A 23,209-nucleotide genomic window follows, 5' to 3' on the forward strand; every position below is an offset into this window, starting at 1 on the left:
ACTCCAGCAGCGTGGAGCGCAGTGTCGTACCAGCGGCCCGGCCCGGTGCCCGGCCGGCCCGGTACCCGGCTGACCGCTTCCGGAGGGCGCGAAGCGCGGGCCGACGGGATTCGGCCCGGACGGCGGCCTGCTGGCCTCAGGCGCCCCCGTCCAGCTGTGGCAGTTGCCCGCCGTCCAGTCCGTGGCGACCCTCGCCGGAGATCCGAACGAGGTCGGGGAGTTGCTGGCGTTCAGCCCGGACGGCCAGATCCTGGCCGTCGCGCAGAGGCACTACACGGTGCGTCTGTGGAACGCCGCTTCCCGTCAGGACATCGCCGTGCTGGAACGCCACGAAGCCGAGATCCTGGCGCTCGCGTTCCACCCGGGCGGCCGTCTCCTGGCCAGTGCCGGCCGGGACGGCAAGGCCTTCCTGTGGGACACGGCCTCGGGGTCGACCACCGCCGACTTCACCGGCGGCGAACCCATCGGGGCGCTGGCGTTCAGCCCCGACGGCAAGACCCTCGCGGCGGGACGCGACAAGGGCACCGTCCGCCTCTGGAACGTCCCTTGAGGCCCGGAGCGATCTCGTGGCCCGGGCCAGGCCGAGGGCCGGCGGCTCTACCGGCACACGATCCCGCAGGCGAGAATCGCGGCGACTCCCGCAACGGCAAACGGCCTTCCGCTCGGCGCGAGCGCAGCGGAGTGGCGATCGGTGGGTCCACCAGAGGGTCGGCGACGGGGCCCGCACCGGGCTGCGCTGCGGGCCGCGCGCCCTCGGCCGGACCCTGCGCCACCTGGGCACCACCGACGCGGGCGCACCCCCGGGAGCCTGGACCCTGGAGTTCGTGGGCGTCCGTCCCCGTCCCGGCCTGACCGGACGCGGGGCCGGCCGCCTCCTCCCGAACCACGTCCTGGCGACCACCCCCGCACCCCACGGCCTGTACCTGACCATGGCGGACCCGGCGAACGTCCGCCTCTACCGACACTTCGGCTTCACCGCGCTGCGCGAGACCCCGCTGGGGCCGTTGTGCGTCGCGTCCATGAGCCGCGCGGGGGAGTGAGCGGGAGCGTCCCGCCCGGAGGGACACCGAAGAGGTGACGGAGGCTGTGGATGACCATGGCGTCTGGTATGCCCGGCACGCTTCGCCTCTCGAGCCGTTGAAGAAGCCCGTGTCCACGGCGTAGAGGTTGTCGAGGTCCTGGCCTGACGAATGCGTCCACGCCGTTGCGTTCCACCGTTTCGCGGGGTGGACACTGGCCCGACGGGCGATGGCCTGTCCTGCTTGGCGATTCGAGACCCCCGTGGCCTGCGAAAACGCTCCCGCGTACCTTGTTCTGGACCTGGACCTGGACCGGGCGCAGCCGGCGGGCATCGGGCAGTTCCGCGCGGACTGGACGCGAGGCATCCGCCAGGGCGAGGTGAAGGGCTGCGACGGCCCTCCGATTCCGCTGCCACAGCTCCCCCCGGTGCCGATGAAAGCGTAGGGTCGGGTATGCTGACCTGCGGCTTTCTGAAGCGGGCGATCAGACGAGACCGGTCGGGCAGAGGCCGCCTCGCGCTCGGAGGCCGCTTCGGTGAGGCGGGTGGCGACCACCGGCGGGTGGCGGCGGTGCGGAGATTCCCGGCAGGAAACGGCTGATCCCGGGAGATCGCCGTAGGTCCGGCCGGCGCCGGGGCGGCGAGCAGGTTGGTGTGCGGGGCCGAAGGAACCGGGTAACGTCTTTGTCATGTTCTTCCAGGCGCCGATTCACGAGTGAGAGCGTGATGGGCCCCTGCTGACGTCCTTCGGCGTCGCCGCCCGTCCCTCACCGATGAATCCGTAGATCACTTCACATCATTACCGGGAGAACCCGTGACCGTGAGCAAGAACATCAACAACCCCGTGGGCCAGGGCGGCGGCCAGCGCAAGAGGCAGTCCCGCGCCGAACGGCAGAACAACGGTCCGCACCGCAATTTCGACCGCCAGGGAGCCGCCGACCAGAAGGCGGAGCTGGTGCGCAAGATGCGCGAGAAGGCAGACGCAGCCGAGGACGCCGGGCAGGCGGGCGACGACACCGCGCAGAGCTGACGCACACCGCCGCCGCAAGGCGGCACCGCACGGGCGGGGCCCGGACCGCGACGCGCGGTCCGTGCCCCGCTGCCGTAGGTCACCCGCAGGCGGCGGTCAGCGCGTCGGTGAACTCCCCGGCCAGCCCGGTGATCACCGGGAGGTCGAAGGCGAGCGCGTTGTACTGCAGCCAGCACCGCAGGCCGCCGTCCGGCTGCTCGACCACGGTCAGCTCGGGCACGCCACGGTCGCCGCCCGGCAGCGGCCAGGGCACGGTGCTGCCGCGCGGCAGCTCCCAGGGCTCGCAGGCCAGGCCGGGCAGCTGCGCGGGCGCGGCCCACGCCTCGTAGCGGAGCCAGGCCGCGAACGGTACGGACGGGCTGAACTCGGCGAACGGGTACAGCTGGTGGTCCAGCGCCTCGCTGTAGACCGCCCGCAGTCGGTCCACCAGTTCGGCGAAACCGGGTCCCCCGCTCGCGTCCACCCGGAGCAGCAGCGACTGGACGAAGCAGCCCACCGTTCGCTCGGAGTCCGGGCGCGGGCGGCCGGGCACCGGGGTCATCACCACCAGGTCGGGGCGGCCGCTGCGGTTCGCCAGTAGTCCGGTCCAGGCCGCCGTGACGGCCAGGAAGGGTGTGGCGCCCAGCTCGGCCGCCCGGGCCCGCAGGGCTTCGGCCAACGGCGCCGACACCTCGAACTCGTGCGCCGTGGTGAGCACTTCGTCCACCGTCCGGCGGCCGGCGAACTGCTCGACGGCCTCCGGCGCCCCGGCCAGCGCGGTCCCGAAGTGGGCCCGGGAGGCCGGCCAGTGCGCGTTCGCCCAGTCCACCAACTCCGGGTAGCCCGGGCCGGATCGGGCCGGCGGGGCCGACCGGCCCCGCCGCAGCGCGGAGTAGAACACCCCGAGGTCGGCCAGCAGCACACCGACCGACCAGCCGTCGGAGACCATGTGGTGCATCGCGACCAGCACCACGTGGTCGGTCTCCGAGCGGCTGACCACCAGGAGACGTGCCATCGGGTCACGGGCCAGGTCGGTGAGACGGTCGCGTTCGGCCAGCAGCAGGGCGTCCACCTCCGCGTCCGTGGCCCCCGGGGCCCGGGTCAGCGTGATCCGCACCCGGGGCTCCTCGTCCAGTACCGCCCGCACGACCCCCCCGCCCGCCGCCTCGAACCGGGTCCGCAGCGCCGGATGACGCCGGACCGCCTCGGTGAGCGCCCGGCCCAGGGTCTCCGGCTCCAGCCGGTCGGCCACCCGGAACAGCGCCGTCACCGCGCCGGCGTCCCGCCCGGGGGCCTCGGCCATCCAGCGGAAGAAGTTCTCCTGCTGTGAGGTGAGTGCGACGGCGTGCGGCTGCGCACGGAGTGCGGCCAGGTAGGGCGTCACGGTCTCCGTCCCGGCAGACGCACCGGCAGCAGCGGTCTTCCGCCGGTCGGGGTGGTCCACCCAGGCCGCCTGGGACCGCAGCGAGGGCCGCTCGAAGACCACGGCGGTTCGCGCCCGGACCCCGAACTCGGAGCTGATGCCGGTGGCGAGCTGCACCGCCCGGAAGGAGTCGCCGCCGAGCGCGAAGAACTCGGCGGCCACATCGGTGACCGGGCGGCCGAGTAGCCGCCTCCAGAGCCCGGCCAGCCGCAGTTCCGTCGGGGTGGCAGGGGCGACCGCCGGACCGGTGGACTCCGCGGGCGCGTCGAACAGCGGGCGCAGCCGGTGCTTGACCACCTTGCCGCTCGGGTTCCTCGGCAGTTCGCCGGCGAGCAGGATCCGGACCGGCAGTTCGGGCCGGCTCAGCCGGGCGCTCAGGAACAGCCGGAGCTCGTCCAGATCCAGACCCCCGGGCCCGGCCACCACGACCGCCACCGGGACGGCGCCCATCACGGGGTGCGGCAGGCCGAGCGCGGCGGCGTCCGCGACCGCGGGGTGCTCGTGCAGCACCTCCTCGATCCGCAGCGTGGAGACCTTCAGCGCACCGCTCTTGATGACGTCGCTCTCCCGGTCGACCAAGTACAGGTAACCGTCCGCGTCGAGGCGTCCGACATCGCCCATCCGCACCCAGCCCTCCCGGAACACCTGGGCGCTCTGCCCGGCGGCGCCCAGGTAGGCGCGCGGCGGTCCGGGCTGGCGCAACCAGACCTCGCCGGGCTGCCCGGCGGGCAGCGGCAGCCCGTCCGCGTCGAGGATCCGGACGTCACGGGGGTCCGCCGGGCGGCCCAGCGAACCGGGGCGCCGGGTGTCGACCACGGTGGAGATCTGCGCGGGCGAGGCCTCGGCGGAGGTGTAGGTGTTGACCAGCGTCGCGCCCGGCAGCGCGGCGGCCAGCGCGGCCGCCACCGGCACGGGCAGGGCGGCGGCGGAGGAGTTGACCAGGCGCAGACTGCTCAGGTCGTACCGCCCGGCGGTGCCCGCGTTGACCAGTTCGATGGCCATCGAGGGCACCAGGAAGGCGGTGCCGATCCCGAACTTCTCGACCGCGATGCCGAACTGGTCCGCGTCGAAGCGCGGCAGGCTGAGCGTGGTGGGCGCGGCGGTCAGTGCGCCCAGCAGCATCACCTGGCTCGCGTTGGTCCCGATCGGAAAGGCGTGCAGGGCGTGCCGCGAGTGCGCGTAGGCGCGGCGGCGGGGGTGGGTGGCCAGGCCGGCTGTCAGGTTTCCGTGCACGGCGAGCACGCCCTTGGGCGCGCCGGTGGTTCCGGAGGTCCCGATCACCTGGGCCGGGTCGGCCGGGCCGACCCGGTGCGGGGGGCCGGCCGGCGGCTCGGGGTGCGCCCCCAGCAGGGCCTCCAGACGCAGGTCCACCAGCCCCGGGACCGGCAGCAGTTCGCCCTCCCGCAGGACCGTGCCGGCTTCGGCCAGCGCGGCCAGGGCGGCGGCATCGGTCTCGGACAGGTCCTCGCGTACGGGGACGGGTACCCCGCCCGCGTACTGGACGGCGAGGAAGGCGACGGCGTACCGCTCCCAGCGCGCGTTGGAGAACCGCAGCACCACCCGGTCGCGCGGTCCGACCCCGGCGGCGGCCAGCCCGACGGCAGCGCGCAGCGCCTCCTCGCGCCAACGCCGGTAGGTGAGCTCCCCGCCGCCGACGACCTGCAGCGCCACACGGTCCGGTTCTTCGGTTGCCCGCGCGTCGAGGAGATCCGGGACGGTCGTCGCTGCGGGCGGCACGATGGTGGCGATGGCGTACTCCGTTGAGGTTCGGGGAGGTCGACGGGCGGTGCAACAGTGGTGCGCTGTCATGCTTCTGACGATCTATAGAAACGTCGGGGCCCGGCTGCGACGGGACCGTCCCGGGACCCGACGCGGAGTCAGTCCAGCCGGCCGGCTGCCTCCTCCTCGCTGAGGGCGTCGATCTCCGCGATCAGCACGGCCTCGATCCGGGCTGCCAGGGCTGCCGGGGTGGGGCTCTCGAAGACGTCGCGGATCGACACGTCGAGGCCGACGCCGGCCCTGATGCGGGCGGCGACCCTGGTGACCAGGAGCGAGTCCCCGCCGAGGGCGAGGAAGTCGTCCAGTACGCCGACCTTCGGTACGCCGAGCACCTCCTGCCACAGGTCGACCACCAGGGCCTCGGCATCGGTACGGGGCGCCAGGTACCCCGCTGCCGCGCCCGCCGGTTCCGGGTCGGGCAGAGCCGCGGCGTCGAGCTTGCCGTTGGCGGTCAGCGGGAGGGTGTCGAGCAACACCACGGCGTCCGGCACCATGAAGGCCGGCAACCGCAGCGCCAGGTACTCGCGCAGTTCGCCCGCCGACGGCGCGGCCGCGGACTGCTGCCCGGCGGCGGGTCGCAGGACCGCGTAGGCGATCAGCCGGCGGCCGTCGCGCACCAGCACGGCCACGCGGCCGACAGCCGGGTGGGCGGTGAGGGCGGCCTCGATCTCGGCGGGCTCGATCCGGTATCCGCGGATCTTCACCTGGTCGTCGGAGCGGCCGAGGAACTCCAGCTGTCCGTCGGTGCGCCACCGGGCGCGGTCGCCGGTGCGGTACATCCGGCCGTCCGGGGCGTCGGCGAACGGATCCGGGAGGAAGGCCTCCGCGGTCAGCTCGGGCCGGGCCAGGTAGCCGCGCGCGAGGCCGCTGCCGCCGATGTACAGCTCGCCCTCGGAGCCGGCGGGCAGCAGGCTGCCGTGCTCGTCCAGGAGGTAGAGCCGCACCCCCGGCAGCGGACGGCCGAGCGGAGGACGCTCCTCGGCGGCCTGCCCGCTGCCGGGGCGGCCACCGGGACCGCCGGTGAGCTCGCCCGCGGTGACGATGACGGTGGCCTCGGTCGGGCCGTAGGTGTTGACCAGCCGGACGGTGTCGCCGTGCCGCTCCCGCCACTGGGCGAGGGTGACGGCGCGCGCCTCGGAACCGCCGAGGACCACCAGGCGCAGCGCCGGCGGCCACGGGGTCCGGTCTGCGAGCGACACCAGTTCCTGCCAGTACGCGGTGGGCAGGTCGAGTACGGTGACGGACCGCCCGGCCTCGCTGCGCAGCAGGTCGGGAAGCATCCGGCCGCCGCCGGGCAGCAGGACGACACAGGCACCCGCGGTGAGGGCGGGCCAGATCTCCTCGGCGTGGGTGTCGAAGCCGATGGAGGCGAACTGGACGATCCGGTCGCCCGGCCGGAGCCCGTAGCCCTCCGGTCCGGCCATCCACCGGACGCGCTCGGCCAGGGCGGCGTGCTCGACGGCGACGCCCTTGGGGGCGCCGGTGGAGCCCGAGGTGTAGAGGACGTACGCGAGGCCGCGCGGGTCGGTTCCGGGCAGCGCGGCCCCAGCGGGCCCCGCGCTCCCGGACGCGATGCCCGCGGCCCCGGCATGTCCGGCCCCGGCATGTCCGGCCCCGGCCTGTGCGGCCCTGGCTGGTTGGGCCCCGGCCTGTCCGGCGCCGGTGTCCGGATCGCCGACGGCCAGTACCGGCACCCCCAGGTCCGGACGCTCGCCTCCGGTGAGCAGCAGGGCGGCGTCCGCCTCGCCGAGCATCAGCCGCTGGCGCTCGGCCGGGTGCGCGGGGTCGAGCGGCAGGTAGCCGGCGCCGGCCTTCCAGATCGCCAGCAGAGCGATGACCAGTTCGAAGGACGGCTCGATCCGGACGCCCACCGCGCGGCCGGCCACCGGGCCCAGTCGAACGGCCAAGTCATCGGACGCGCGGTCGAGTTCGGCGTACGTACGGATGCTGCCCGCGCATTCGACAGCGGGTGCGTCGGGGCGGGCGGCGACCTGGTCGGCGAAGCCGCGCAGGACCGGGCGGGCGTCGCCCTCAGCGACGGCTGGTCCGGCGCCGAGCGCGAGCAGCGCGGCGCGCTCCCCGTCGGCCAGCAGCCAGTCACCGTGCAGCGGGACCTCCACGTCCACGACGGCCCGGGCGAGCAGGTCGCGGATCCGGCGCGCCAGGGCCTCGACCGTCGCACGCTCGAAGAGCTCCCGGTCGAAGCAGAACGAGAGTGTCATCCCGCCGTCCGGGGTACGCCAACTGTCCAGCAGCAGATCGGTCTTGGCCCGGTCGAAACCGGAGTCCATGCTCGCCGTCCGGACGCCCGCGGGCAGCGCGGTCCGCTCGTCGGCGCCGGCCAGATCGTACTGGCTCTGGTGGACGAACACCGCCTGGTAGAGCGGACCCACGCCGGGCAGCACGGGCAGCCCCAGTTCGGCGGCCACCCGCTCGACCGGGACGTCCTGATGGCTCAGCGCGGCCATCGTGGCGGAGCGCACCCGGCGCAGCACGGTGCGGAAGCCGGGCTCGCCGGTGAGGTCCGCACGGATCACCCCGGTGCGGGAGAAGTAGCCGAGCAGGGCCTCGTGAGTGGTCTCGTTGCGGCCGGCCAGCGGGGTGCCGACGGCGAAGTCGTAGCTGCCGCTCCAGCGGGCAAGCACGCTCTGGTAGGCGGCGAGCAGCACCATGAACGGGGTGCAGCGCTGCTCGCGGGCCAGGGCGTCGAGTCCGGCGACGAGGTCGGGGCCCAGGGCGAGGTCGGCGAAGCCGGCCGGGTGGGCGGGATCGGCGGGCCTCGGGTGGTCCAGCGGCATCCGCAGGGCGCTGACGCCCGCCAGTCGCCCGCTCCAGTGCCGGACCGCCTCCTCCGCCGCACCGCCGTCCAGCCTGGCCCGCTCGGCGAGCGCGTAGTTACCGAACTGCAGCTTGAGTTGCGGCAGTTCGGCCGCGCCTTCGCCGATCTCCTCGCGGTACAGCGCGAGCAGTTCACGCCACAGCACGGTGAACGACCAGCCGTCGGAGACGATGTGGTGGACCACCACGCTCAGGGCGTGCTCGTGCTCGCCGGCGCTGACCAGGACGGCCCGCAGCGGCGGGCGCGCGCCCAGGTCGAAGGGGGCGTTCACGAAGGGGGCGCAGGCCGCGGTGAAGGACTCCTCCACGGCGTCCGGTATCGGGATCAGGGTGAGTTCGACGTCCCGTACGGGCTCCACGAGCTGGACGGGCCGCTCGCCGTCCAGGGCGAACCGGGTGCGCAGCACCCCGTGCCGCGCCGTGAGCCGGGTGAGCGCCGAGCTCAGGGCCCCCGGGTCGATCGGGCCGCTCCAGCGCCGGTTCAGGTACATGTTGAACCCGGAGTCCTCCGGGTGCAGTTGCTGGAGGAACCAGAGGCGGCGCTGCTCGTCGGTCAGCGGATGACGGGTGATCGAGTTCGGGAAGGTCATGTGCTCATCTCGCTCTTCGCGCGGGCCTGCAGGGTCTCCAGGCCGATCAGGTCGTCCGACTCGGCGTCCGGGACTTCCCGGTCGAAGCGGGCCAGGACGGGAATGCAGAGGCTGATCAGGACCAGTGCGGCCATGGCGAGGCCGAACACCAGGTAGAGCAGGCCGATGCCGCGCCCGTCACCCGTGCCGATCAGCGCGCCGACGCTGGAAGCCAGCGCGCCGCCCTCGTCCATCAGGGGCTGGAGCAGCCCGGGGCCGGCCGGGGCGACCAGGGCGAAGCCGATCGGCAGGGTGGACCAGGCGACCATGGTGTTCACCGCGATCACCCGGCCGTGGAACCGCATGGGCACCTTGGTCTGGACGACCGTCGCGTAGATGCCGTTGAGCAGAGCCAGCCCGTAGGTCATGCCGAACGCGCCGACGGCGACCACGGTCACGGAGGGCCTCAGGCCGGTGACGACGCACGCGGCGGCGAGGCCGAGGGTGGCCAACAGGACGCCGCGCAGACGCATCCGGCGCGGGCCTCCCCAGACCAGCAGGGTGAGGCCGCCGAGTACGGCGCCCAGACCGGCCGCGGTGGAGACCCATCCGGCGGAGGCGGTCGAGGAGAAGGAGAGCACCAGCGGGGTGACGAGCAGGAAGAGCGGGGAGAGGAAGATGTTCAGCACCGCGAACCAGAACAGCATGGCCCTGAAGTAGCGGTTTCCAAGGGCCCGTTGGAAGCCCGCCCGGATCTCGGCGCCGACGCTCTCGCGGCGGGTGGCGGCCATCGCGTCGGGGAAGCGCACCGCCAGGGTGACACCGGTGGCGATCAGATAGCTGACGACATCGAAGACGAGGATGCCGCCGAGACCGATCACGTGCAGGATGCCTACCGCGATCAGCGGAACGAGGAACTGGGCGAGGCCGAAAGCCATCTGGACCACACCGTTGGCGCGGCCGAGGAAGCGCTTGGGCACCAGCTGCGGCACCGCCGAACCCCAGGCGACGCGCTGGAAGGCGAGCGCGGCGGAGAGCAGGGAGATCATCACGTAGCAGTGCCAGGTCTCCAGCGAGCCGCTGAGGTAGAGCACCAGCAGCGCCGCCTGGGTCAGGCCGGCCGCCACGTCGCCCCACAGCATCACCCGGCGGCGGTCGCCGCGGTCGACGATGGCGCCCGCCAGCGGGGCGACCACGATGCCGGGCACCAGGCCGAAGGCGGCGAGCAGGCCGAGTTGGAACAGCGAGCCGGTCTGCAGGTAGACCCAGATCGGCAGGGCGAACTCGGTGAGCGCCGAACCGATCATCGAGAGCTGCTGGCCGGTGGCGATGGCCAGGAAGCGGCCCATCGTCGGGCGGACGGGGCCGCGCGCGCGGGCCTTCCGCGACCTCTCCGGCGTCCCGGCCCGCTCCGGCTCCTCCGGCTGCCCGGGTTCCGGCCCGGGCCCGGGGTCCGGCTCCGCCCCGGCGGCGTCGCGGGACAGGCCGGCCAGCCACCAGGTGGCGTCGGCGGTGCGTTCGTGGCGCGCCTCCTCGCCGGCGGCGATCGAGCGGTGCACCCCGGTCAGGATGTCGGCCAACTCCGCGGCGCGGTACTTGAGGTAGAAGTGCCCGGCTTCGTCCAGGACCACCACAGCGGCGGTCCCGGTGATCCGGTGCCACTCGCGGAACCGCTCCTCGTAGAACTCGGTCGCCGGATCGCGGTCGCCGCAGACGGCGATCACCGGCGCCGACAGGGCGCCGCCCTCGCTCTCGTACAGCTCGCCGAAGTAGCTCTCGGCGCCCTTGGTGCCGACCCGGCGGTTGTGCACGATCAGCCGCAGCTGGTCCTCGTCGACCTCGTCCACGTCCAGGCCCGCCGCGGCCAGGGCGTTGATCATCCCCTGGTCGCTGCGCAGGCGGGCGGACAGCTCGGCGAAACGCTCGGCCAGCGCGGCGCCGCGGCCCTTCGGGCGGGCGAACGGGAAGATGCCTCCGAGGTGGACGGCGTCGATCTCCCGGCCGGCCGCCTCGACCCGGCGGGCGATCTCCACGGTCAGCCGGACACCGACCCCGCAGTGCCCGTAGAGCACGAGCGGTCCGGCGACGTGGGCGACGATCTCCTCGGCGCAGAGCCGGGCGACCTCGTCGATGTCCATCGCCTCCTCGCCCAGCTCGTGGCCGGGGACGGCGATGGAGTGCAGGGCCCAGTCCGCCGGCATGGCGTCGGCGAGCGGCTTGTAGATCAGTGCGCTGCCGCCGCCGTAGGGGGCGCAGACCACACTCGCGGCCACCTGGCGGCGCTCGGGGGTCAGCAGGTGGAGCAGCCGGCGCGGGCCGCGGTCGGCCTCGGGGGTGGCCACCAGTTCGGCGAGCCGGCGGACCGTCGGGTGCTTGAAGAGGTCCATCACGCCGACCGGGGTGGCCAGGTCGGGGAAGGCCCGGCGCATCCGGGCGACCACCTGGGTGGCGAGCAGGGAATGACCCCCGAGCTCGAAGAAGTCGTCCAGGGCGCCGACTCGGGGGAGGTCCAGCAGGTCCGCCCACATGGCGGCGATCACCTGCTCGGTCCCGCCCTCGGGGTCGACGTGGGCCCCGGCGGCCGGGCCGTCCGCGGGCGCGGGCAGCGCCTTGCGGTCGACCTTGCCGTGGGCGAGCAGCGGCAGCCGCTCCAGCACCACGTAGCGGGCCGGGACCATGTAGTCCGGCAGCACCTCGCCCAGGGCGGCGCGCAGTTCGGCGGCGGCCGGCGGTTCACCGCCGGCGGGGCGTTCCAGGTAGGCGACGAGGTTCTGCCTGACGCCCTCGCCGCGGGCCAGGACCACCGCCTGGGTGATGCCGGGCAGGGCGGTCAGCGCGGCCTCGATCTCACCCGGCTCGACCCGGTAGCCGCGGACCTTGATCTGGTCGTCGCCGCGGCCGAGGTACTCCAGGGTCCCGTCGGTGCGCCAGCGCGCCAGGTCGCCGGTGCGGTACATCCGCGGGCCGCCGGTCCCCGGGGCGCCCCGGCCGGTACCGGTCGGGCCGGCCGCGGACGGCTCCGCGCCGGACGGGTCTTCGGACGGGCCGGCCGCCGGGCCGGCCGCCGGGCCGGCCGCCGGGCCGGCCGCCGGGCCGGCCGCCGGGCCGGCGTACGGGTCGGCCGCCGGGTCGGGGTACGGGTCTGTGTACGGGTCGGGCAGGAACCGCTCGGTGGTCAGGTCCGGCCGCCCGAGGTAGCCCCGGGCCAGCCGGTCCCCGCCCACGTACAACTCGCCGGTGACACCTGGCGGAACGGGGTTGCGGGCCTCGTCCAGCACGTAGCAGCGCCCGCCGGCCAGCGGCCTGCCGATCGGGGTGCTGCCCGGCGCGTCCAGGCCGCCGGCGGTGACCTCGTGGACGGTGATCCCCACCGTCGCCTCGGTCGGCCCGTAGTGGTTGAACACCGCGCACCGGCCCAGTGCGGCGATGCCCGCCGCCCAGGACCAGCCGCTGGCCTCGCCGCCGAGGACCAGCGCACGGCGCGGCAGCAGCCGCTCAAGCGGTGCGTCGGCGGTCAGCGCGGCCAGGTGGGAGGGCGTCATCTTCAGGTAGTCGATGCCGGCCCGCTCGATCTCCGCGGCCAGTTCCACGCCCGCGATCCGGCGCGGCAACAGGTGTACCCGGCCGCCGGTCGTGAGCGCCAGGTAGAGCATGGTGATGCTGAAGTCGAACGACAGCGACTGCAGCAGCCCGAAGGACGCCCCGGGCTCGATCCGCAGCCGCTCGCCCGCGCCCGCCAGGTAGTTGAGGACCTGGCGGTGCTGCACCGCCACGCCCTTGGGCGCGCCGGTGGAGCCCGAGGTGTAGATCACGTACGCAAGGTGGTCGGCGCCGGAGACCTCCTCCAGCGGCGCCCCGTCCCGCTCCGTCGCGTCGCCGCCTTCGCCGCCGTCGCCGGTCAGCAGGTCGACCGCCGGGTGGTCGCCGAACCGCGGTCGCAGCACGGTGTCGGTGATCAGGACCTTGGCTCCGGCGTCGGCGACCAGGTGGGCGAGCCGGGCGGGGGGCTGCTCGGGGTCGAGCGGCAGGTAGCCGCCGCCGGCCTTGAGGACGGCGACCAGAGCGACCGCCAGCTCGGGGGACTGCTCCAGGCAGACGGCCACCCGGTCGTCCGCGCCCACGCCCAGCGCCCGTAGGCGCCGGGCCATGGCGTTGGCGCGCCGGTCGAGGTCGCCGTAGGTCAGCGTGCGGTCCTCGAAGACCAGCGCCGGTGCCTCGGGCGTCCGGGCCGCCGCCCGTGACAGCGCCTGGGTGAGCGTGGCGGGACCGCCGTCCGGCAGCGCGGGACCGGCGGCCCATGTCTCCAGTACGGCCGTCCGCTCGGCCGCGGTGAGCAGCGGGAGCCGGTCGACCGCCAGTGCCGGGTCGGCGACGCCGGCCGCGGTCAGCAGCCGGAACCGCTCGGCGAGGCACTCGACGGTGCCGGCGTCGAAGAGCTCGGTGCGGTAGGTGAACAGGCCGTAGAGGCCACCGTCCGGCTCCTCGCGCATGTAGAGGGCGAGGTCGGCGTGGGTGGTGGTGGCTTCGTAGCCGAAGCCCTCGGAGTCCAGGCCCGCGGTGGGGGTGGAGGCCGGGTCGCCGTAGTTCTGGAAGGCGAAGGTGGTCTGGAAGACGGCGGCGCGGCTGACGTCGCGTTCCACCGAGAGATCGCCCACCATCTGCTCGAACGGCACCTCCTGGTGCGCGTACGCGTCGAGCGTGGTCTCGCGGACCCGGCTGATCAGCTGGCCGAAGCCGAGGTCGCCGGAGAGCCGGGCGCGGATCGGCAGCATGTTGACGAACGCGCCGACGACGCCTTCGAGTTCACGGTGGAGACGGCCGGCGACCGCGGAGCCGACGGCGAAGTCGCGCTGGCCGGTGTGCCGGCTCAGCAGGGCCTGGAACGCGGCCATCAGCACCATGTACGTGGAGGCGCCGTAGGCCCGCGCCGCCTCGCCGACCTGGCGGGAGAGTTCGGCGCTCCAGTGGAACTCGGTCGCGGCCCCGTCGAAGGTGAACAGCGGCGGGCGGGGCCGGTCGGAGGGCAGCTCCAGGGCCGGGACGCCGGCGAGTTCGTTGCGCCAGTGCTCACGCGAGGCGGCGAGCTGCCCGTTCTCCAGGCGGTCCCGCTGCCAGGCCGCGTAGTCGCCGAACTGAACGGCGAGAGACGGCAACTCACCCGGGGCGCCGTGGGCGTGGTGCGCGTAGCGGAGGTCGAGCTCGCGGTTGAGGAGGTCGATCGACCAGCCGTCGCAGATGATGTGGTGCATCACCAGGGCGAGGACGTGATCGTCCTCGGCGATCCGGACCACCAGGGCGCGCAGGAGCGGGCCGGCCTGGAGGTCGAAGGGGTCGGCGATCAGCGCGCCGAGTTCGGCGGTGGCGCGCGCCTCCGGGTCCGGGTCCGCGCTGGCGTCCAGGTGCTGGGCGGCGAACAGCGCGGGCTCGGCGACCCGGACCTCGGCCGTGCCGGCTTCGGTGGTGCGGAAGGTCATCCGCAGGCTTTCGTGCCGGGCCACCAGGTCGGTCAGCGCGGCATCCAGCGCGGCGCGGTCGAACGGGCCGCGGAGCCGGCGGGCCGGCGCCAGTGTGTAGGCCGTGGAGCCGGGAGCGAGCTGGTCCATGAACCAGAGCCGCTCCTGGCCGCTGGAGAGCGGCGGTGCGGTGTCGGCCGGGCGGGGGTCCACCACCCGGGCGGGGGCCGCGGCGCCGCGCAGCCGCTGGCTGAGCAGGGCACGTTTGGCTGCGGACCAGTCGGTGGGCAGGTCCTGGGTATCCGTCATCGGGTTCCTGTTCGGGCGTTCGGCGGGGGAGTCGGAGGGTGCGGGCGCGGCGGGGCACGGCGGGGCCGGGCACGGCGGGGTTGGGCACGGCCGAGTGGCCTGCGCCCGGCGTACCGGGCGCAGGGCCTACTGGAGCTCGCGGACGGCGGCGCCGATGCCGGCCGGGGTCGGGACGTCGAAGAAGACGTCGAAGTCCAGTTCAACGCCGAACGCGTCGCGGATCCGGGCGGCGATCTGGATGACCGTCAGCGAATGACCGCCGAGGTCGAACAGGTCCTCCTCGGGGCCGACATCGGGCAGGTTCAGCACCTCGGCCCAGATCCGGCGGATCGTCGCGGTCGTCTCGTCGCCGGGATCGCCGGGATCGCCGGGATCGGCCGCATCGGAGGCCTGCCGCGCCGGAGCCTCGCGCGGCGGCACCGGCAGGGCCCGACGATCCAGCTTGCCGTTCGGGGTGAGGGGCAGGCGCTCCATGGTGAGCCAGCGCTGCGGCGCCATCGCGGCCGGCAGCGTGCGCATCAGGTGGTCGCGCAGGTCGGCGGGGGCGGGCGGCCGGGAGCCGGCGGCCGGGACCAGGTAGCCGGCGAGGAAGGGCTCACCGTCGTCCTCGGCGCGGACGGCAACGGCGGCCTGGGCGAGCGCCGGGTGGTCCAGCAGGGCGGACTCGACCTCGCCGAGTTCGATCCGGTGGCCGCGGATCTTGACCTGGTCGTCGATCCGGCCGAGGAAGTCGAGTTCGCCGTCGGACGTCCAGACGGCGCGGTCCCCGGTGCGGTAGAGCCGGCCGCCGGGCGGGCCGAACGGGTTCCGCACGAAGCGTTCGGCGGTGAGTTCAGGCCGTCCGAGGTAGCCGTGAGCGACTCCGTCTCCACCGATCAGCAGCTCTCCGGGGATGCCGAGCGGGGTGGGGTTCAGCTGCTCGTCGACGATGTAGGCCTGGGTGTTGGCGATCGGGTGGCCGATCCTGACCTGCTGTGGTTCGGCGGGGAGTTCGGCGCAGGTGGACCAGATGGTGGTCTCGGTGGGCCCGTACACATTGAACAGCCGGGCGGTGCGCGCGCGCAGTTGGCGGGCGAGCGGCAGCGCAAGCGCCTCGCCGCCGGCCAGGCCGGTGACGGGGGTGAGCGCGTCGGCGCCGGTCCCTGCCGTGAGCATCACCCGCCATCCGGACGGGGTGGCCTGGACGTGGGTGACGCCCTCGGCGCCGATCAGTGCGAGCAGGCCGGGGCCGTCGACGGCGAGGCCGTCCGGGGCCAGGACCAGGCGGCCGCCGGTGATCAGCGGCAGGTAGAGCTCCAGCGCGGAGATGTCGAACGAGAGCGAGGTCAGGCCGAGCCAGGCGTGCCGGGGGCCGGAGTCGAGCCGGTCGGCGAAAGAGGTGAGCAGGTTGACCAACGCCCGGTGGCCGACCGTGACGCCCTTGGGGCGGCCCGTGGAGCCGGAGGTGTAGAGGACGTACGCCACATCGTCCGGACCGGGGGCGGCGTGGGGGGCGGTGGCCGTGTCGGCGGTGTCGGGGGCGGCCTCGTCCGGGTCCTGCGCCGACGGCGCCGGGAGCCGTAGGACCGCGGGGGCCGCGGCGGCGACGGCGGGCGAGGGCTCGCGGTCGGCGAGCACCAGAACGGCTCCGGAGTCGCGCAGGACGAGGGCGAGGCGCTCGGCCGGGTAGCCGGGGTCCAGCGGCAGGTACGCCGCGCCGGTGGCGAGTACGGCGAACAGCGCGGCGGGCAGGTCGGGGGTGCGGTCCAGGTGGAGGGCGACCAGGTCGCCGGGCCGGACACCGCCGGCGCGCAGTGCCGCTGCCAACTGATCCGTACGGGACAGTAGTTCGCGGTAGCGGAGGTGGCGGCCGGTAACGCTGACCGCGATGGCCTCGGGGGTGGCGGCGGCCTGGGCGCGGAACAGATCGAGCACGGTCCGGTCGGCCGCATAGGGCCGGTCGGTGGCGTTCGGCACGGTGGTGACGGCCCGGAGTTCGGCGGCGTCCAGCAGAGGCAGGTCCAGCAGCCGGGTGCCGGGTGCGGCGAGCGCCCCGGCGAGCAGCGTCCTGTAGTGGCCGGCGATCCGGCGAGCGGTGTCCGGGGCGAGCACGGCCGGGTCGTACTGGAGGCTGAAGCCGATGCCGCCGCCCGGGGTGCCGGGGGTGTCGGGGGCTTCGACGATCTGGAGGTGGAGCGTGTTGCGGGCGGTACGGTTGTGCACGGCCCAGGCGACCCGGGCACCGGTGCCGGCGAAGTCCGGATCCGGGCCGCGCCGGCGGTAGCCGAGCGAGACCGCGGTCAGGCCGACGCGGGGGCCCAGTCCGGCGACCGCGGTGCCGAAGGGCACGCCGCGGTACGGATAGCCGGCCCGCACCTCGGCCCGGACGGCAGCGGCGAAAGCGGTGAAGGTCTGTGAGCCATCGCCAGCGGGCGCGTGGACGGGCAGCTCATTGACGAACAGGCCTATTTCTGACACGAGTTCAGGTTTCCGGGTGGAGAGCGGGACGGACACCGGCACCGCTTCGCCGCCGTAGCGGCGCAGCAGCCCGTGCAGGGCCGCGAGCAGGAACTCGAAGACGGTGGTGCCGGTGACGGCCGCCGCGGCGGCCACCTCGCGTCTCTGGGTGCCGTCGAGGCGCCACTCGACCGCCTCACCGGCCCCGGCGACGGTCGGGGTGCGCGGCGACCCGGGCAGCACGGGTTCGGTGGCGGCGGCCCAACGCGGCCCGTACCACTCAGCAGCCCTCCGTACGGTGTCCGGTGCCGCCGTCGGTGCAGTCGGTGTGCCCTGTGCGGCCGGTGCGGCCTGTGCGGTGGTCACGGGCAGGGGCGCCGAGCCGTACGCCGCTGCAAGGTCCCGGATCAGGACGTCCTTGGAGTTGCCGTCGAACACCGAGTGGTGGGCGGTGACCAGCAGCTCGGCGCTGCCGTCGGCGCGCTGGAGCAGCGTGAAGCGGCTGAGCGGGCCGGTCTCCAGGGCGAACGGACGGGCGGCCTCCTCCTCCAGCCGCTTCTCCAGGTCGGCCTCGTCCGCGGGCGCTTCGAGCCGCACCAGTCCGGGCCGCTGCGCCGCAGGTTCCTGCCAGACCTGGCCGTCACGCTCCACCAGCCGTGCGGCAAGGGCCGGATGGCGCCTGGCCACCGCGGCCACCGCGCGGACCAGCGCCGCCGTGTCGATCCGGTCGAAGGAGATCCGCACCGGCATGTGGAACGCCTCGCGGGCCAGTCCCAGCCGATCGGTCAGCCAGACGCCCTGCTGGGCCGGCGAGGCCGGTGTGCGGTCGGGCAGTGGGATTTCGGACATCGACAGCTCACTTAGGACGTCGGAGCAGAGGGGAGGAGCGGCACGGTGAACGTGCGGACGCGGCATTGGGTGCGGGCTACCGCACGTCGGGGTTTCGGACGCCAACGGCAGGCTGCGGCAACTGGGTTCGGTGACGGTTTCGGCCACCGTGTGGTGTCCGGCCCACCCCCGGGGCCGGCCGGCGGCCGTGAGAGGTCAGGACCGCCGGACACCCCGGGGTTCCCCGAGGTGTCCGGTAGCTCAGGCCCCCGCCCGATGAAGACAATTGGTCCAGACCTGTCGAGAGATTCGCACAACACCCACACACCGTCAAGAGCCGTCCACGGCCCGGTATCGACCGTCATGTACACGCCGAGCTGTGCGGACGTCCGCCCAAACGTCTCCGGCGTCATCAATCCTGATGCTCCGTCAACATCCGTACTGCTACGGGTCGATCAGCCGCACACCCCGGCGGGGCGAACGAGTGGTGCCGGGGGTTGTCCCGACCGGACGAGGACGGGCGGCGGGTCGCCGGCGAGAGCGACCCGGCAGGGGGAGCGGTGCGGGTCCCGGACGACGTAGACGCAGGACCTTCGCACCCTCGCCAGGCGTGGACGAACACGGGCAGGAATCCGGTCCCCCTACGTCATCCGCAGCGGATGCGTCTCCTGAGCCTGCTGACTGGGCCTGATCACTGGGCCTGATCACGCGCACGCCGTCCGCCGCGACCAGGCCCGGCTGGTGTGGGGCCTGATGATCCTGGAACTGTCCCTCCCGTAAGACCCGTCACCCGGGCCGCGCCCACGCGGTACCGTCCCGGAGCAGGGCAGGACCCCTTCAAGAGAGAGGTGCGCCGGTGCGCAGCATCCACGCGTCACCCACCCGGAGGCGAGCCACCACGTCGAGGGCCTGGTCGGCGGATGGCACGATTCGACGCTGACCCCCGAAGGACTGCGGGAGGCGGCCGCGATCGCCCGCGCCCTGCGGACCGAGATCCCCGAGGGCGCCGAAGTCGAGTTGATCTCCTCGGACCTCCGTCGGACCCGGCGCACCGCGCAGGAGATCGGCGGGCTGCTCGGTGTGGAAGCGGCCCTGGACCCCCGGCTGCGGGAGAAGTCCTACGGAGAGGCCGAGGGCAGGCCCCAGGAGTGGCTGGACAAGCGGTTCGTCCCCCCGCCCGCGACCGGCGACCGGATGGGTCACGACGAGGGCATCGAGGGAGCGGAGACGCGGGCCGAGTTCGCCGGACGGATCTACGAGGCCATGGACGGGATCCTGCGGCGCCCCTACGAGCACCAGGCCATCGTGACGCACGGCTTCGCGCTGACCTTCGTGGTGGCCGCCTGGATCGGCATGCCGATCGACTCCCTCGGCCACGTCAACTTCCGGGTCGCCTCGGGCAGCATCACGCACCTCCGCGAGGACGACTTCTTCCACAACCGCCAGCTCGTCCGCCTCGGAGACACCCGCCACCTCGAAGGCTGACGGCGCGCGGGGGCGGCCCGCGTCCGGGCGGCCGGGGCGCGGAGGTGCGTGCTGCCCGGGTGCGGCGCGTCCTGGTTGGCGGGCCGCCGCGTGCCCAGACCCGGTCGGGCGGAGACGCTGGACGTCACCGACGCCGACGGCGTACGGGCCTTCGTGGCCGCCGCCCGGGAGCACTACGGGTCGCGACCCCACCCGCCTCGACCACCAGGCCGGACTGTACGCGGCCGTGTGCGGTTGACCGCCGCCCCGCGGCACGGAGCGCCGGCCGGGCCGTGTCGTCGGGTCGGCAGCCGCGCGCCCGGCCGGCGCCGCCGTACCCGGCCGGTAGCGGTCCCGGCCGGGTGCGCCGTGGGTCAGGGGCGGGTCGTGAGGTAGCCGCCCATGGTGGTGAAGTACTCGAGGGCGGGCATCTCCTGGCCCTCCTCGGTGCGTACGCGCGTGACGGCGAGGCCGTGGTTGCGTCCGGTGCGGGCGTCGGCTCCGGCGACGATCGCGACGCCCTCGCCCTCGCGGTAGAAGATGCGGCCCGGCGTACCGCCGTAGCGGCCCTGGGAGACGACCGCGGACACGATCTCCAGACGCTTGCCCTTGTGGAACGTGAACGCGCTCGGGTACGGGGCGGATTGGGCGCGCACGAGGCGCTCCAGGACGTCCGCCGGCCAGTTCCAGTCGATCCGGATGTCCTCCTCGGCACGCTTGTGGAAGAAGCTTGCCTGCGAGCGGTCCTGCTTGGTGAAGTCGCTCTCCCCGGCGGCGATGCGGGCCAGCGCGCCGACGGTGACGGGTCCGATCAGGTCGACCGTCTTGTGGAAGAGGTCGGTGGCCGTGTCGGTGGGGCCGACCGCGACCGACTGCTGGAGGACGATGTCCCCGGCGTCGAGCTCGTCGTCCATCATGTGTGCGGTCACGCCGACTTCGGACTCGCCGTTGATGAGTGCCCAGATCAGGGGGGAGAAGCCGGCGTACTTCGGCAGCAGCGAGTCGTGGACGTTGAGGGTGCCGTGACGCGGGAGGTCGAAGATGCGTGACGGTATGTACGTACGCCAGTTGTTCGCCACGATGATGTCCGGATCGGACTCCTTGAGGCGCGTGAACAGCTCCTCGTCATCGGGGCGGTTGCGGATCACCACGGGGACGCCGTGCTCTTCGGCCAGGTCCGCGACCGAGTCACTCCAGATCTTCTCGTAGGCGTGCTCGCTCTTGGGGTGGGTGAGGACCATCACCACGTCGTGCTCGGAGTCCAGGAGCGCTTGCAGGGTGCGGTGGCCCCAGGTCTGATAACCGAACATGACGACCCGCATGGGGTTCCTCCTCTGGAGAGCGTGAGATCACCAGAAAGTAAAGCAAGCCTTACCTAAGGATGCAACGTGCCTGATTCTCGGCGCTGTTTGCAGGTCTAATGAACGATCTGTCCGTTTTGCCTGGTCGACAGGGTGCCGTGATCAGGTTAGCTTTACCTAAGTTGGCTCGGCCGTCGCTCGTCGGTGTGCCCTGCCCTTTGATTCTCCTCGACGCCTCACAGGCGGCTGTCTCGCATGATCGGAGTGACATGTCACAGGCTCTTCCTGGTGACGCACCGGTGATCCACGACCTCATTGGAATCGGCTTCGGGCCGTCCAATGTGGCCATGGCGATAGCGCTCACCGAGCACAACGCACGCGTTGGCAGGCAGGAGGCGGTGACGGCCCACTTCTTCGAGCAGCAGCCGCGGTTCGGCTGGCACCGGGGCATGCTGTTCGAGGACGCCACGATGCAGGTCTCGTTCCTCAAGGACCTGGTGACGCTGCGGAATCCGTCGAGCGAGTACAGCTTCCTCTGCTACCTGCAGAGCAAGGGCCGGCTGATCGACTTCGTCAACCACAAGAACCTGTTCCCGCTGCGGCTGGAGTTCCACGACTACTTCGAGTGGGCCGCGGCCAAGGTCGACGACATGGTGTCCTACGGTCACGAAGTGGTCGCCGTGCGGCCCGTCGTGCGCGAGGGCGTCATCGAGTACGTGGACGTGACCGCCCGTTCCGGCCCGGAGCTCGTCACCCACCGGGCCCGCAACCTGGTCATCGGCACCGGCCTGCGGCCCTACATGCCCGAGGGCGTCGAGCGCACCGAGCGCGTGTGGCACAACTCCGATCTGCTGCGGCGCGTCGACGGCCTGGACGGTACCGACCCGTCCCGGTTCGTCGTGGTCGGCGCGGGCCAGAGCGCCGCGGAGAACGTGGCCTTCCTGCACCGCCGCTTCCCCGAGGCCGAGGTCTGCGCCGTGTTCGCCCGCTACGGCTACAGCCCGGCGGACGACAGCAAGTTCGCCAACCGGATCTTCGACCCCGCGGCCGTGGACGAGTACTACACGGCTCCCGGCGAGGTCAAGAACAGGCTGATGGACTACCACGGCAACACCAACTACTCCGTGGTGGACATCGACCTGATCGACGACCTGTACCGCCAGTCGTACCAGGAGAAGGTCCTGGGCGAGGAGCGGCTGCGCTTCCTCAACGTCTCCCGGCTCTCGAACGTCGTCGAGACGCCCGACGGCGTCAAGGTGACCGTCGAGTCCCTGGTCTCCGGCGAGGAGACCCCCCTCGACGCCGACGTCGTGGTCTACGCCACGGGATACCGGCCCGCCGACTCCCTCGGCCTCCTCGGCGAGGTCGAAGGGTTCTGCCACCGCGACGCGGAGGGCCGGGTCCGCGTCGAGCGCGACTACCGCATCACGACCGACCCGGAACTGCGCTGCGGCATCTACCTCCAGGGCGGTACCGAGCACACGCACGGCATCACCTCGTCCCTGCTGTCGAACACCGCGATCAGGGTCGGCGAGATCCTCGAGTCGGTCATCGACAGGACCCCCAAGCCGGCTGTCGGCGAAGCCCAGCTGGTCGCCGACGGGATCGGCACCTCCGGCTAGGGGCCGTCGTCCCCGCCCGCCCCACCCTCTCCTCCTGCCTGGCAGCGCCGTCCTGCCGGGCGTGAGGCATGCACTGTGCAACCCCCGTGAAAGGAACACCCGTGTCCGTAGGTTCCCGCCCCGCGCTGACGAGGATCGTCAGAAACCTTCCCCGTGTGGCCGTCGCGGCCGCCGCCGCCCTCGTTCTGAGTGCGTGTGGCGGTGGCGAGGAGAAGACCGAGTCCAAGCCGTCCGGGGAGGCGTCCGGCGGCACGTCCTCGGCCGCGTTCCCGGTCACCGTTGAGCACAAGTACGGGTCGACGACGATCGACGCGGAGCCGAAGAAGGTCGTGACGCTGGGCCTGTCGGACCAGGACGCGGTGCTGGCCCTGGGCGTGAAGCCGGTCGGCGCGGTCGACTGGTTCAAGGAGACCCCGTACGGCAAGTGGCAGTGGTCGAAGGACCTGTGGGGCTCCACGCCGCCGCAGGTCGTCGGTGAGCGCGACGAGTACAACATGGAGAAGATCGCGGCGCTGAAGCCGGACCTGATCATCGCCCAGTACTCGGGCATGAAGAAGGAGCAGTACGACACCCTGTCGAAGATCGCGAAGGTCGTCGCGCAGCCGAAGGGCGCCGAGGACTACCAGGCGACGTGGCAGGTGATGACGCAGCAGATCGGCAAGTCGCTGGGCAAGGAAGCCGAGACGCAGAAGCTGATCGCCGGGATCGACGCGCGGTTCAAGACGGTTCGTGACAAGCACCCGGAGTGGAAGGACAAGACGGTCGCGGTGGGCGAGCCCGTCGAGCCCGGCAAGTTCTCGGCGTTCTCGCCGAAGGACCCGAAGGTCATCTTCCTGAGCGAGATGGGCTTCACGACCTCCGAGGCGTACCGCACGGCGCTGGGCAAGGACAACATCGCCGACCTGAGCTCCGAGCGGTTCGACGTGATGGAGGCCGACCGCACGGTCTGGCTGGGCACCCCGGACACCGAGGCGGCCATGAAGGCCGACCCGCTGTACGCGAAGACCAAGGTCAACCAGGAGAAGCGGGACCTGTTCCTGCCCTACGACAGCCCGGACATCGGCGCGGCGCTCTCCTTCAACACCGTGCTGAGCATCCCGTACGCCATCGACCAGGTCGTCCCCAAGCTCGAAGCCATCAAGTAACGACCAGCCACTGAC

10 protein-coding genes and 1 pseudogene are annotated in these 23,209 nt (G+C 73.1%); 6 read left to right on the plus strand and 5 right to left on the minus strand.

All coding sequences use genetic code 11. The annotated features are described in order from the left end of the window. The first annotated feature begins 181 nt into the window (after positions 1–181). The 3 genes from OTB16_RS10705 (at position 182) to OTB16_RS10715 (ending at position 2,048) form a co-directional block, all read left to right on the plus strand. A complete protein-coding gene (locus OTB16_RS10705) occupies positions 182–550 on the plus strand; it encodes a WD40 repeat domain-containing protein (protein WP_267719796.1) in 369 nt (122 codons plus the stop codon). Positions 551–824: 274 nt separating this feature from the next. After that, on the plus strand, positions 825–1,040 hold the full coding sequence (locus OTB16_RS10710) for a hypothetical protein (RefSeq protein ID WP_267719797.1): 216 nt from the start codon (positions 825–827) through the stop codon (positions 1,038–1,040). A gap of 792 nt (positions 1,041–1,832) precedes the next feature. Further along, positions 1,833–2,048 carry a DUF6243 family protein gene (locus tag OTB16_RS10715; RefSeq protein WP_267719798.1) on the plus strand — a complete coding sequence of 72 codons (216 nt, stop codon included), beginning with the start codon at positions 1,833–1,835 and terminating at the stop codon, positions 2,046–2,048. 79 nt (positions 2,049–2,127) lie between these two features. Here OTB16_RS10715 and OTB16_RS10720 read toward each other — a convergent pair whose 3' ends face one another. The 4 genes from OTB16_RS10720 to OTB16_RS10735 all read right to left on the minus strand — a co-directional run bounded on the left by OTB16_RS10720 (position 2,128) and on the right by OTB16_RS10735 (position 17,683). Then, complete coding sequence (locus OTB16_RS10720; protein ID WP_267719799.1) at positions 2,128–5,259, minus strand: class I adenylate-forming enzyme family protein; 3,132 nt, start codon at positions 5,257–5,259, stop codon at positions 2,128–2,130. Positions 5,260–5,327: 68 nt separating this feature from the next. Continuing rightward, the gene (locus OTB16_RS10725) at positions 5,328–8,657 is read right to left on the minus strand and encodes an amino acid adenylation domain-containing protein (RefSeq protein WP_267719800.1); all 3,330 of its coding nucleotides are present in this window, start codon (positions 8,655–8,657) and stop codon (positions 5,328–5,330) included. Continuing rightward, positions 8,654–14,398, minus strand: a complete 5,745-nt coding sequence (locus OTB16_RS10730) for a non-ribosomal peptide synthetase/MFS transporter (RefSeq protein WP_267719801.1) — start codon at positions 14,396–14,398, stop codon at positions 8,654–8,656. The genes OTB16_RS10725 and OTB16_RS10730 overlap by 4 nt, the downstream gene beginning before the upstream one ends. Before the next feature lie 126 nt (positions 14,399–14,524). After that, entirely contained in the window at positions 14,525–17,683 is a 3,159-nt protein-coding gene (locus OTB16_RS10735; protein ID WP_267719802.1) for a non-ribosomal peptide synthetase, read from the minus strand. Positions 17,684–18,553: 870 nt separating this feature from the next. On the opposite strand from OTB16_RS10735, the pseudogene OTB16_RS10745 reads away from it, so the two are divergent. After that, positions 18,554–19,147, plus strand: a pseudogene (locus tag OTB16_RS10745) (histidine phosphatase family protein); the annotation flags it as partial. 353 nt (positions 19,148–19,500) lie between these two features. Here the strand turns inward: OTB16_RS10745 and OTB16_RS10750 are convergent. Further along, on the minus strand, positions 19,501–20,448 hold the full coding sequence (locus tag OTB16_RS10750) for a methionyl-tRNA formyltransferase (protein ID WP_267719805.1): 948 nt from the start codon (positions 20,446–20,448) through the stop codon (positions 19,501–19,503). 248 nt (positions 20,449–20,696) lie between these two features. Here OTB16_RS10750 and OTB16_RS10755 point away from each other — a divergent pair, with 248 nt between their 5' ends. Further along, positions 20,697–22,049, plus strand: a complete 1,353-nt coding sequence (locus tag OTB16_RS10755) for a lysine N(6)-hydroxylase/L-ornithine N(5)-oxygenase family protein (protein ID WP_267719806.1) — start codon at positions 20,697–20,699, stop codon at positions 22,047–22,049. A gap of 101 nt (positions 22,050–22,150) precedes the next feature. Further along, a complete protein-coding gene (locus OTB16_RS10760) occupies positions 22,151–23,194 on the plus strand; it encodes an iron-siderophore ABC transporter substrate-binding protein (protein ID WP_267719807.1) in 1,044 nt (347 codons plus the stop codon). Positions 23,195–23,209 lie beyond the last annotated feature (15 nt).

Origin of the sequence: Streptomyces antarcticus, from assembly GCF_026627255.1 — a bacterium.
GTDB lineage: Bacteria > Actinomycetota > Actinomycetes > Streptomycetales > Streptomycetaceae > Streptomyces > Streptomyces antarcticus.